Here is a 12,491-nt window from a genome sequence, read left to right on the forward strand (position 1 = left end):
GTGGAAGAGTAGGTCGCCGCCTTCTTTAAGTCCCAATTCGAAAGAGTTGGGACTTTTTTTATGCCCTAAACTTAAATAACACAAGTGATCGTGGTAATAAAAACCGACAAAATTGTACATTTTAGTATACCGTTTTGGTGGTTTTTGTTGTTCCATAACTATTTATGCGTTTTTTCCCTCACCCCAGCCCTCTCCCAGAGGGAGAGGGAGGCAGATTGGAAAGTGCAATAATGAAGTTTACCATAAATGAAGTGGTATCAAAACTTCTAGCTACCTTCTTTAAGACTCGATACATTTATTTGAATCGAGTCTTTTTTTATGCCCTAAACTTAAATGCCACAAGTGATCGTGGTAATAAAAACCGCCAAAATTGTACATTTTAGTATACAGTTTTGGCGGTTTTTGTTGTTCCATTACTATTTATGCGTTTTTGCCCACACCCCAGCCCTCTCCCAGAGGGAGTGGGAGGCAGATTGGAAAGTGCAATAATGAAGTTTAACATAAATGAAGTGGTATCAAAACTTCTAGCTACCTTCTTTAAGACTCGATACATTTATTTGAATCGAGTCTTTTTTTTGCCCTAACCTTAAATGCCACAAGTGATCGTGGTAATAAAAACCGACAAAATTGTACATTTTAGTATACAGTTTTGGCGGTTTTTGTTGTTCCATTACTATCTATGCGTTTTTGCCCACACCCCAGCCCTCTCCCAGAGGGAGAGGGAGGCAGATTGGAAAGTGCAATAATGAAGTTTAACATAAATGAAGTGGTATCAAAACTTCTAGCTACCTTCTTTAAGTCCCAATTCTTTATAGAGAAAGGACTTTTTTTTTCCTCACCCCAACCCTCTCACAGAAGGAGGAAGACTAATAGTATATGAATCAATTATAACCGCAAGGGCCATGGTAACCAAAAAATCCAAAATGTACATTTCAGTATACAGTTTTGGCGGTTTTGGATGTTGTTTACTTTATAGCCGCCTTTTTTATTCCCACACCCCAGCCCAGTCCCTGAGGGAAATGGAGAAATGTAAGCAAATGTTACATTGGAGTTTTTTACAAATTTCTGTGTTTTGCCCATGTTTAGTTTTAAGCTGCTGGTTTGAAGTGGTATTCATAAATGAACCAAATTATTAATGAACTTGAGTCCTTTAACTGTCATTTTTTGACTTATTTTGAGGCAATTTAATAGTATTAAGAAGATGCGATCACAAACTCCCAAAGAAGAATTTTATAATGCACTTACTCATGGAATTGGGTTTTTACTTACTCTCTTAGGCTTTGCACTTTTAATTGTATTTCATAGCTATGAAGCTCCCTTCGGAATACTGGCCATTGTTTTATACGGATTATCTCTTTCAGTATTATATTTTGTTTCCACGCTGTATCATTTTGAGAAAAATGAAAGAAGGAAACAAATCTATAGAAAGCTAGATCATATAAGTATTTATTTGTTGATCGCCGGAACTTATTCACCTGTAGTTTTAATTGCATTACCCGAAAGTCTAGGATGGATCTTGTTCTGGGTTGTATGGGGAATCGCAATTTTTGGAACTATTCTTAAAGTGTTTTTCACCGGTCGTTTCGAAATTCTATCTGTTTTATTGTATCTGGTGATGGGTTGGCTAATCGTTTTTGATTTTAGCGCCTTGCAAGAAAGTGTTGATACCACGGGAATTGTTTTACTAATGGGCGGTGGTTTGTTCTATACCATCGGAATTATTTTTTATGCATTAGATCGTGTTAAATATAGCCATGTGATTTGGCATCTCTTTGTTCTCGGTGGAAGTATTCTGCACTATTTATTTATTTTTCTGAAAATTCTTTAGTCTGAAAAGTGTTGCTTTAATTGATAGGGTCACTTCTGAAGCATATGTTTCTAGTCTACTCAGGTAGCGATAGCAGCGGCATCCCTAAAGTAGTCATGTAGTGAGCCGCGCTCTACTTCATGGCACTACACGACTACTACGGGGATATAGCGGATAGCGCGGACACCAGCGCCCAAAGCGGTGGGGTACCTGCCAAATATTTAAAGAAAATAGGCTATTACTATTGCCATTATAATGGTGAGTAATTTTGTAAGATTGAATTTATGATCTTTACTACTTTCGAATAGAATCGTGGTGGAAACATGTAAAAAGATACCGATTACAACTGCGTTGATTTCCGTTTTATAGGTATGAATTTCTGAATAGTGATTCGCGATCCAATTTCCGAGTGGCGTCATAATCGCAAATAAGGTAAGGAATAGGAGGGTAGTGGTTCTAGGATAATGTGCCTTTATGAAAAATATAGATAAGATAATCGCAATTGGAATTTTGTGGACAATTACACCTATAAGCAGGTTGTTTTCTTCTGAAATAGGGAATCCCTCAAGCAAGGCGTGGATCGATAAGCTAATGAACAGTAACCATGGAAATGCCTTATCGTGTTGGTGAAGATGAACGTGGCCATGCTCTGCGCCCTTTGAGAAAAATTCAAGAACAATCTGAAGCATGATACCTGCCATAATGTAAATTCCAATCTCTTTTGTAGAAGAGGTAAATACTTCTGGTAGGAGCTCGAAAATCGTGAGTGCTAATAAAAACGCACCACTAAACGCTAGAAACAAGGACATTTGCTTCAACTCCTTTTTATTGAGAAGCAAAGCAATAACATAACCAATTGCAACAGCGAGAAAGAGGAGGATATAGATCATTAGTCGAATACCAAAATTAAACGTTCAGATGTTTTAGCATTGAAATTATTTAAATGATAATCACCAAAGCAATGATTTAAAGTCACCCCGGCTTTATCAAAATAAGAATTAAAGTCAGCTAGTGTAAGCGCTTTTACTTTTTCGGTAAAGGAATGTTTTTTAGAATTGACTTCGAAACTTATATTTTTAATAATGTAATTATCTTCAATATAGCGCTCAATTTCGAAATCGATGCCTTCTACAGTTTTAATTTCTGAAGGGACTAAATGCGTTCTAACATAATCGGCATTTAAAAAATCAATTACGCCGTGCCCATTGGGTTTAAGTTCCTGTTTAATTGCCTTTATTGTCCTTAGATTATCGTTTTCACTTTCAAAATATCCAAAACTCGTGAAGAGGTTGAACACTGCATCGAACTTTTTTGGATATGGAAGACACATATCATGTACGGCAAAATGTAGCCTATTATTTTCGTATTGTTTGGCATATGCGATACTCGCCGGAGAAAGATCTACTCCTGTGACATCATAGCCAAGACCATTGAGGTACTTGGAGTGTCTTCCTTTGCCACATGCCAAATCTAGTATTTCGGCATCATTAGAAAGTTCCAGAAAGGAAGTAAGAGCATTCATAAAATAAGCGGCTTCTTGGTAGTCTCTATCCTTATATAAAATATGATAGTAAGGAGTATCGAACCACGAAGCGAACCAATTATCTGTTTCTTTTTGCATTTACAAGATTTTGCAGCACAAAAATACTGTATTTTTGCAGGACTTTAAGAGTGATTGAATGGATAATAATTTTAAAATGGTCGCCAAAACCTTATTTGGCATGGAGGAATTACTAGCACGTGAATTACGGTCGCTTGGTGCTTCAAATGTTGAGATAGGTACGCGAAACGTTTCCTTTGAAGGGGATAAAGGTTTTATGTATAAGGCCAACCTATGTTGTAGAACAGCAATAAAAATTCTCAAGCCTATTACTTCTTTTAATATTTTCAATGAAGATGATCTTTATAAAAAGGTTTATGAGATAAAATGGGAAGACTTTATGGAGGTTGACGGAAGTCTTGCTGTCAACGCTACAGTATTTTCAGATTATTTTACACATTCACAATATATAGCTCTAAAAACTAAAGATGCAATCGTAGATAGGTTTAGGGATAAAGAGGGTAGAAGACCTGATGTAGATTTGGACCACCCAACCTTGCGAATCAATGTGCATATCGATCGTAATATTTGTACCATTTCTTTGGATAGTTCGGGAGAATCATTGCACAAAAGAGGATATAAAGTTGCAAACACAATAGCTCCAATCAACGAGGTATTGGCTGCCGGATTGATTATGCTTTCCGGATGGGATGGACAATGTGATTTTCTGGATCCTATGTGTGGTAGTGGTACTTTTTTGACTGAGGCAGCAATGATTGCATGTAGGATACCACCAAATCTTAATAGAGATGAATTTGGCTTCGAAACATGGCCCGATTTTGATGTTGATCTTTATGAGCTTATTGAAAATGCAGCTTTAAAAAAGATTCGTGAGTTTCATTTTAAAATCTACGGATTTGACAATGATAGTGAAGCAATTTCAAAAGCAAAGGAAAACGTGAAAAGTGCCAATCTGGAAGAGTTTATAGAAATTACGCAAAAGGATTTCTTTGAAAGTGAAAAAGAGAAGGAACGACCTATGTATATAGTTTTTAATCCTCCTTATGACGAGCGGATATCTGTAAATGATATTGAAGAGTTCTACGGAAATATTGGAACAACCTTGAAACATAAATACCCTGATTCAAATGCATGGATGATTACTTCGAATATGGAAGCATTGAAATGTGTTGGACTGAGACCTTCCAGAAAAATCAAAGTTTTTAACGGAAAGTTGGAGAGTCGGTTTGTTCGCTATGAAATGTATGCCGGGAGTAAGAAGGCCAAGAAAAATTAAAATTTAAAAGATCAAAATAGTAGTTGTTATTGGTGTGTAGGTGAATTCTCGATCTTTAATGAACAAATAATTTGGACTCAACGAATTGATAAATAATAATTCTCAATACTTTTAAACCTATTGGCGGGGAAAATCCAAGTAACTAGAACTTTCTTTTATAGATAGGTATTAGATATGAAACTGTATACCCATAACCAACTCCATAAACACTAAAATCATAAGTCCGATTAAAGCCCGGCACATAAAGATTGTCGAAATTTTCTGGCTTGGTGTCGCTAATCATACGCTTTAACTGAAGATTTATTGATAGATAAAGATTGGTAAGCACTTCGGTCTTAACGCCTACAATGAGTTCTGCCCAATGCGCAGATAAGCCAGAATATTCTACAGGATCCACTACAGTAAAAGGAGGGAAGCTTTGGTTGGTAGAATATACTTCATATGCTATAAGTTCTTGTTTAAAACTTGAAAACCCGTATCGCAAACCAGTGAAAATGGCATTATTGAGACCAAACCAATTATTGTAGGCATTGTAGTCGGCACCTAATTTTGCATAACTTCCGGCTGCTCTGGAGTTCAAGTTACTTTCAAATCTATCTTTTTTTTCGTTACCAATTTCAGCAGCCAAATAGATTTTTTTTGAAATCCTAAAATCTCCCATAACTTCAAAACCTGAGTACCCATCCTCCAAAAGCGATCTCATAGGCTTGGCCAGGTCGGCACCCAACCTAAATCCATATTTAGTGAATTTTGGAATGCTGTCGGTGGCTGTAGTGTTTTCCTGAGCGTTCAGAGACACAAACACGAGCTGTAGACTAATGAAAAATAGTAATATGTGCTTGTGTTTCATCTGCAACAGTAGTATTAATTTGTTCAATGCTTTGTATCCAGTTTTCGGGGTTATCGTTTTCCAGTTCTAATGAAAGTGAGTTATACACCGTCTTAAAGCTACAGGCACGATTTATATAGATGTTTTCGCGCGTATAAATAAAGGAATAGACATCAATAAGTTCATTTGTGGTACCAGCGTTTTTAATAAGTCTATATCTCACCGTATCTGCAGCAGGACGTAACGGAATACCTATAGAATCTGTCGTTGTTGTCGTCAACACTGTAGTTCTTGTAAGATAATCTGTTTCTATTTTTAGATTGGTTACTTGTTTTGCTTCGGAAGGGTTCGTAATGTCTTTAAAAGTTATAACAAGTAGGGGTGTAGTTTGGGTTTCGCCCGAGCATAAATCATCTCGAGTACAGCCATTCAGACTTAACACAACAACTAATAGTAAGATCAGTTTCTTTATCATTTAAGGGTAATGGGAATTAATTCAGAAAAACTATCGCTTTTCCAAAAGTACAACATTTTCTACATGGTGCGTTTGTGGAAACATATCGACCGCTTGCACTTTGGTCACTTTATACATTTCGTCTAACAATGCGAGATCCCGAGCCTGTGTAGCACTATTACAGCTTACATATACAATTTTTGGTGCAGCAATGCGCAGAAGTTGTGCAACTACATCTCCGTGCATTCCGTCTCTGGGCGGATCGGTAATGATTACATCCGGAAGCCCATGAGTCTCAGTAAAAGTATCGTTAAACACTTTTTTCATGTCTCCCACATAGAAATCAACGTTATCTATTCCGTTTAATTGTGCATTTTCCTTTGCAGCATCAATTGCTTCAGGAACAGACTCAACTCCAATTACTTTCCCTGCCTTTTTTGCAACAAACTGTGCAATTGTACCTGTTCCTGTGTAGAGATCATAAACCGTTTCATTTCCCGAAAGCCCTGCAAAGTCTCTGGTAATTTTATACAATTCGTGCGCTTGTTCACTATTTGTTTGATAGAATGATTTCGCATTGATTTTAAATCGAAGTCCTTCCATTTCCTCAAAAATATGGTCTGAACCATGATAGCAAATTACATCCTGGTCGTAAATAGTATCGTTTCCTTTGGAATTAATTACGTAGAGAAGAGAAGTGATGGCAGGAAATTCTGAAGCGACTGCATCAAGTAATTCTTTTCGTTTTACTTCGTCTTCTTTAAACAATTGAAGCAATACCATTAAGTCTCCTGTGCTGGAAGTACGAATCATAAGTGTGCGTAAAACTCCTTGTTGCGCTCTGGTGTTGAAGAAAGCTATGTCCAATTCCTGTGCCTTCATCTTTATAAAATCCCTGATTGCATTACTAGGGTCCCTTTGAAGATGACATTTCTTCAAGTCTAAAATCTTGTCCCACATCCCTGGAATGTGAAATCCTAATGCATTACGATTCTCAATTATTTTGTCACTTTTAATTTGGTCTAAAGTCAGCCATTTATTATCACTAAATGAAAACTCCATTTTATTTCGATAAAAGTACTGTTCTTTGGAGCCTAATATTGGTATTATTTCAGGCAGTTCTACTTTACCAATGCGTATAAGATTGTTTTCAACCTCCTTCTGTTTAAAGAAGAGTTGATGATCGTAGCCCATAAATTGCCATTTACAGCCACCGCAGGTTCCGAAGTGTTCGCAAACAGGATCTACACGTCTCTCAGACAATTTAGAAAAAGAAATAGCACTTCCTTCATAATAAGCTTTGCGTTTTTTTGTGGTTTGAATCGTAGCTACATCACCTGGAACGGCATTGTTTATAAATACCACGCGTCCATCTTCGGCTCTAGCGACCGCCTTCCCTTTAGCTCCTGCGTCTATTACTTCAAGATTCTCTAAGATAACTCTGTTCGTCTTACTTCTTCCCATAGGCGCAAAAATAGTATAATTCGCACTCATATTTCTGTGCCTAGCTTCAAAAAAATGTAATTTTTAATTCGTAATTTTGCGCCCGAAGGATGATTTCTCTCCTCCGCTGAATTTTCGAGTCTTCGGAAAAATAAAGGTATAGAAGGAATTTTATATTTTTTCACTTTAAATTTTATTTTATGTCAGTTTTAGAAAAAACAGCTTCGCAGAAAGCGATAGAATTAGAAAATAAGTACGGCGCTCATAATTACCACCCATTACCGGTGGTTTTGAATAAGGGAGAAGGTGTTTATGTTTGGGACGTGGAAGGAAAGAAGTATTATGATTTCTTATCCGCATACTCGGCAGTGAATCAAGGTCATTGTCATCCAAAGATCGTTGCGGCTTTGGTAAAACAGTCGGAAACACTCGCCTTAACCTCAAGGGCTTTTCATAATGATATGCTTGGAAAGTATGAGAAATTTGCCTGTGAATTTTTCGGATTCGACAAACTTTTACCAATGAATACAGGTGCTGAGGCAGTCGAAACGGCTTTAAAACTATGTAGAAAATGGGCGTATGAAGTAAAAGGAATCGAAGAAAACGCGGCTGAGATTGTGGTTTGTGAAAATAATTTCCATGGTAGAACGACAACTATCATTTCTTTTTCGAACGACCCTGTCGCACGAAAGAACTTTGGACCATATACTGCCGGATTTATAAAAATTGCATATGATGATTTGAATGCTTTGGAAGATGTGCTTAAATCTAATAAGAATATTGCAGGGTTTATGGCCGAGCCTATTCAAGGAGAAGCTGGGGTATACGTACCAACTGAAGGATATTTAAAAAAGGCAAAAGCCTTATGCGAAAAGTACAACGTATTGTTTATTGCAGACGAGGTTCAAACAGGAATAGCGAGAACAGGGAAGCTTTTAGCGGTTGATCACGAAGATGTAAAGCCGGATGTGTTAATCCTAGGAAAAGCTATGAGTGGGGGAGCGTACCCAATTTCTGCCGTACTAGCAGATGATGCAATTATGAACGTAATCAAGCCAGGAAATCACGGTTCAACCTTTGGAGGAAATCCGGTGGCTGCAGCAGTAGCCATTGCCGCTTTAGAAGTTGTAAGAGATGAAAAGTTAGCAGAAAATGCTGAGCGTCTAGGAAAAATTTTCCGAAGCGAAATAAATAAATTTATTGAAACTTCATCTATCGCAAATTTGGTAAGGGGTAAAGGGCTTCTAAATGCTATAGTGATAAATGATTCCGAAGAAAGTGATACCGCGTGGAATATCTGTTTAAAGATGCGTGATAACGGACTTTTAGCCAAGCCTACTCACGGTAATATTATTCGTTTTGCACCTCCATTGGTTATTAATGAAGAGCAATTAAGAGATTGTGTGTCCATCATTATAAACACTCTTAAAGAATTTGAAGTTTAGATATACGATTATAAAAGAATTAAAAAAAGGTATTCTATTAAGGGTACCTTTTTTAAGTCTTAACCAATAAAAATGCCGCAACTTTTAAAGTTGCGGCATTTTATGTTTTCTTAAACCTATTGTAAAAGCATTACACTTTTCTATATGTATTAGTTCTTTACTGTAATTTTATAATTTACAGCAATGTTTTCTTTAGTTGTAAGCATCACTAAGTAGATACCATCACTAAGATTTCCAGTTGGAAAAGTGAATCTAGTATTGTTTCCAATGTTACTAGCGCTATATACTAGTTTACCTGACATTCCAAAGATGTTAGCCGATTGGATATCATAAGCTTCTGGGTTACCAACTTCTAATTGTTGTGCTACATTATTTTGGAAGAAGTCAACATTCTCAATAACTTTATTCTTAAGTTCATCATTCGCAATTGCATCACGAGTTTGAAGATCACGGAATCTGATATAGAATCGGTCACTGTATTCTCCTGCTGGTAATAATATTGAAGCAGTTTGGCCATCTGTAATTTGTTGGTGTGCACCTGTAGTATTATCGTATAGATAAGCGTTGCGATCCATCTTAACTTCCTCGATTGCAGTTAGTACAACTTGCGTCTCAATGTCTAATGTAAAGGTTAATGGAATATCCTTTGAAGTTTCAAAAGGAACCGTTTGAATTACATATGGTAACTTATAATCTTGTCCAATAGGGAAGAAAGCCTCAGATGATGCATCCATTGGGCTTCTTGCGTCCAATCCTCTGTCAAATAAGTCTGTAGACTCATCAGAAAAAGCCAATACAAGCTGTCTCATATGTGTCTCATTGAAGAATGTATTCAATCGCAATTGTGGTAGTCTGTTATCTTCAGCAGCTATTTCATTAACACTCGCGGCAGCAAAATGTGCGTCGCTTGGATCGTTCGTGGTAGTTGTTGTCGTAGCACCTTTGTGAAAAATAGATAAGTTAGCAAGACCTTCTTTTACGTATTTTCTATGAGAGTTTTTCATAACAATTGTACTTGATGCAGGAATGCCCATATCACCCCAGATCATAAAACCTTGGCCAATTGGTGAAAATCTTCTTGGAATATCGAAACCAGTTCCGGTATTACCACCAGAAGCAGTACCATTATTGTCATAATTTAGGTACATGGCTTGTGTGTAAATCCCAGGCGTACTTCCACCCGGATCTTCCGGTCCTGGAACCCAAGTACCGTAACCTCCTTTGTTATCAACATAAAAGTGTGAATCTACATTTCTATCTTCATCCCAATACTGGAATTCAAGAATTTCTTCATTTCCCGGTTCGTAAAAGACTGCATTTAAGTCTAAGGCAGAAGGGTAAGGGTTACCAGCTAATGTGTATCCGTCATCGTAAATAGGTACAGATACGTCACCATTATGGGGTCTTCCTCTAAAATCATAAATCTGATCTAATGTTCCAAGACCTAGCCCTTTCATGGTAAATCCTCTACCAGCCGGTAATCCGTCTGTTTCATTCAATCTAACCCATCCCGATGCATCATTATACTTATACAGCCATCTTCTTGAGATTGTCATCGGAGTAGTTAAACCATTATAAGCACCTGTTGTAAGTGTCTGATTTGATTCTGTAAGTGAAGACGCAACTACATCATGTACTCTTAGAATACCGGCGTTCTTATTTCCAATTCCAGAAATATCCTGATTACCTACTGGAGAAGACCAATACGTATAATCGAAAGCATCAGAACCTCCATTGTTACGGTATACTGAAATATATCCATCACCGGTGTTCAGTGAAGAAGCAGCTCCCTGTATTAACTGTGATCCATCTCTTAAATAAATACTCGCTCTAGTTGTACCTGGATTGTTTTCAGCTAAATTAATTGCCTGATTTACATATAATATCTGATCCTTTACATAAATGTAAGAATCTGTTGCGCCGTTAGGTTGAACATATAATTGCGCCAAAGAAGCAAAAGAAACTAACGCCAATGCCACTGGAAGTAGTAGGTTTTTCATAATTTTACGGTTTAAGAAACATCATTTTTTGGGGTTGAAATGCTATAAATTCTGGGATAAAGATAAAAGTTTTTTTTAAAATACATACATTTTTGTAGGAAAAAACACATAAATTAATAATTAAGTGCCTAATTTCTAGGGAAACACTGTTAATGTACGAATAAAATAATTGATTATGAAAATTGGAGATAAAGTTGCAGTACTGGATGATGACATTGCGGGAGTGGTAATAAAAATAAAAGGGATTACTGTGACCATAGATACCAATGAGGATTTCGAGATGGAATTTCAGAAGAACGAACTTGTGGTTATGAATAATGAAGTTTCAAAAAAAGCATTCCTGCCCGAAGATATGACTACAATACTTTCAGAAAAAGCACAGAAAAAAAATAAGCAAACTCAAAGAATAAAACCCAAGGACAGAACTTTGCCACCAATGGAAGTTGATTTACATATTCATCAACTTGTACCACATAGCAAGAAATTATCCAATCATGAAATGCTAAGCATTCAAATAGACACCGCTAAAAGGCAATTGGATTTTGCTATAAACAAGAAGATTCAAAGGGTGGTATTTATTCATGGCGTTGGAGAAGGGGTACTGAGGGCCGAATTGGAATATCTATTCAGGCAATACGGGAATATTTCGCACGACGATGCAAATTTTCAGAAGTATGGTCGAGGTGCGACCGAAATCTATATTTTTCAGAATAAAACAGAATAAAATACGCTGCCTCTAAAATTGAGGTGTAACATTTATTGTTCCAGTACTTACACTTGTCTTCTCTCCAAGATTTATAGATTGCTGCGTAATTTGTTCATTGGATCCAGTAAGTACTAAATTTGTTATTATAAGATTTGCATTACTGGTATAACTGTAAGTATGTTCACGATATGCATCAACAACGTTCGTTATTGCCACATCTCCATTTAAATAGTTTGCAGTTAATCCATCCGTTTTATCATTGGTAGGGTTTCGATCTCCATTAAGGTCTTCATTTCTGGTTAAGACGCCATCTCCATCATCATCTGGGTCCAAATAATCTGGAATCCCGTCACCATCCGTATCTTGAGGATTGGTTGGATCTAGTCCTAATTCGGCCGAAGTAAGCACATTGTCACCATCATCGTCAAAATCGTAATAATTCGGAATTCCATCTTCGTCATTATCTGCGGTTCCTTCAACATTAATTTCATCACTAATATTACCATTGCTGTCGAATATGGTTGGAAGATTGTCACTATCACTTAATGTAGCCTCTATCGTTAAGGAAGCTGTCCCGGAATTACCAAGATAATTTATTACAATTTCCGGATCGGTAGGGGGGACACTACTGCAAAAATAGGAGCTGGTGAGGCTAGCTGTGTAAATCCTGTAATTGGCAAAGTTAGTCGTTCCATCAAAATTATACTCAGTAGTGCCGTTTTCATAGAAAATCGTTTGAGGCAAATTGAGTTGTACAGAAAGGCTTTCTAAGGCATCATTGTTAATCTTAAAAAAAACATAGGTATCCTCTGTATTACAGACTTCGAGATTAATATCATCAAAATTAAATGAAGTCACAATAATATCGCCATCATCACAAGCCGAAAAAGCAATCAACGCACACAAAAGCCACAATAGTTTTTTCATTTTTTTCTGAAATTAATTCTATGCTGCAAAGTAACATAATTCT

The 12,491-nt window shown here is 36.8% G+C and carries 11 protein-coding genes; 4 read left to right on the forward strand and 7 right to left on the reverse strand.

Translation table 11 applies throughout. From position 1 onward, the window contains the following. Positions 1-1,201 precede the first annotated feature (1,201 nt). Complete coding sequence (gene trhA, locus BXY75_RS04905) at positions 1,202-1,828, forward strand: PAQR family membrane homeostasis protein TrhA (RefSeq protein WP_121906615.1); 627 nt, start codon at positions 1,202-1,204, stop codon at positions 1,826-1,828. A 200-nt stretch (positions 1,829-2,028) separates the two neighbouring features. On the opposite strand, the gene BXY75_RS04910 is transcribed toward trhA, so the two are convergent. Together BXY75_RS04910 and BXY75_RS04915 are read right to left on the reverse strand one after the other, a co-directional pair. Further along, positions 2,029-2,697, reverse strand: coding sequence for a ZIP family metal transporter (locus BXY75_RS04910; protein WP_121906616.1), 669 nt, complete (start codon positions 2,695-2,697; stop codon positions 2,029-2,031). Further along, a complete protein-coding gene (locus BXY75_RS04915; RefSeq protein ID WP_121906617.1) occupies positions 2,697-3,428 on the reverse strand; it encodes a class I SAM-dependent methyltransferase in 732 nt (243 codons plus the stop codon). Before BXY75_RS04915 ends, BXY75_RS04910 begins: the two co-directional genes overlap by 1 nt. Before the next feature lie 58 nt (positions 3,429-3,486). Between BXY75_RS04915 and BXY75_RS04920 the strand changes: the two genes are divergently transcribed. Further along, positions 3,487-4,644, forward strand: a complete 1,158-nt coding sequence (locus BXY75_RS04920) for a THUMP domain-containing class I SAM-dependent RNA methyltransferase (protein ID WP_121906618.1) — start codon at positions 3,487-3,489, stop codon at positions 4,642-4,644. A gap of 142 nt (positions 4,645-4,786) precedes the next feature. On the opposite strand, the gene BXY75_RS04925 is transcribed toward BXY75_RS04920, so the two are convergent. From BXY75_RS04925 to rlmD, 3 genes are read right to left on the reverse strand one after another with little or no spacing between them, the layout of a single operon-like run. Continuing rightward, entirely contained in the window at positions 4,787-5,494 is a 708-nt protein-coding gene (locus BXY75_RS04925; protein WP_121906619.1) for a DUF6048 family protein, read from the reverse strand. Continuing rightward, positions 5,460-5,948 (reverse strand): DUF6452 family protein, encoded by a 489-nt coding sequence (locus tag BXY75_RS04930; RefSeq protein ID WP_121906620.1) that lies wholly within the window; start codon positions 5,946-5,948, stop codon positions 5,460-5,462. The genes BXY75_RS04925 and BXY75_RS04930 overlap by 35 nt, the downstream gene beginning before the upstream one ends. A gap of 30 nt (positions 5,949-5,978) precedes the next feature. Next, positions 5,979-7,391, reverse strand: a complete 1,413-nt coding sequence (gene rlmD / locus BXY75_RS04935; protein ID WP_121907353.1) for a 23S rRNA (uracil(1939)-C(5))-methyltransferase RlmD — start codon at positions 7,389-7,391, stop codon at positions 5,979-5,981. Between the two features lie 179 nt (positions 7,392-7,570). On the opposite strand from rlmD, the gene rocD reads away from it, so the two are divergent. Continuing rightward, entirely contained in the window at positions 7,571-8,815 is a 1,245-nt protein-coding gene (gene rocD / locus BXY75_RS04940; protein WP_121906621.1) for an ornithine--oxo-acid transaminase, read from the forward strand. Between the two features lie 149 nt (positions 8,816-8,964). Here rocD and BXY75_RS04945 read toward each other — a convergent pair whose 3' ends face one another. After that, positions 8,965-10,815: a T9SS type A sorting domain-containing protein gene (locus BXY75_RS04945; RefSeq protein ID WP_121906622.1), complete on the reverse strand. Its 1,851-nt coding sequence runs from the start codon at positions 10,813-10,815 to the stop codon at positions 8,965-8,967. A gap of 175 nt (positions 10,816-10,990) precedes the next feature. Between BXY75_RS04945 and BXY75_RS04950 the strand changes: the two genes are divergently transcribed. Continuing rightward, complete coding sequence (locus BXY75_RS04950; protein ID WP_121906623.1) at positions 10,991-11,539, forward strand: Smr/MutS family protein; 549 nt, start codon at positions 10,991-10,993, stop codon at positions 11,537-11,539. Positions 11,540-11,551: 12 nt separating this feature from the next. Here the strand turns inward: BXY75_RS04950 and BXY75_RS04955 are convergent, their stop codons facing one another. Then, positions 11,552-12,448, reverse strand: a complete 897-nt coding sequence (locus tag BXY75_RS04955) for a hypothetical protein (RefSeq protein ID WP_121906624.1) — start codon at positions 12,446-12,448, stop codon at positions 11,552-11,554. Positions 12,449-12,491: the final 43 nt, after the last annotated feature.

The sequence above is a fragment of the Ulvibacter antarcticus genome (assembly GCF_003688405.1).
Lineage (GTDB): Bacteria > Bacteroidota > Bacteroidia > Flavobacteriales > Flavobacteriaceae > Ulvibacter > Ulvibacter antarcticus.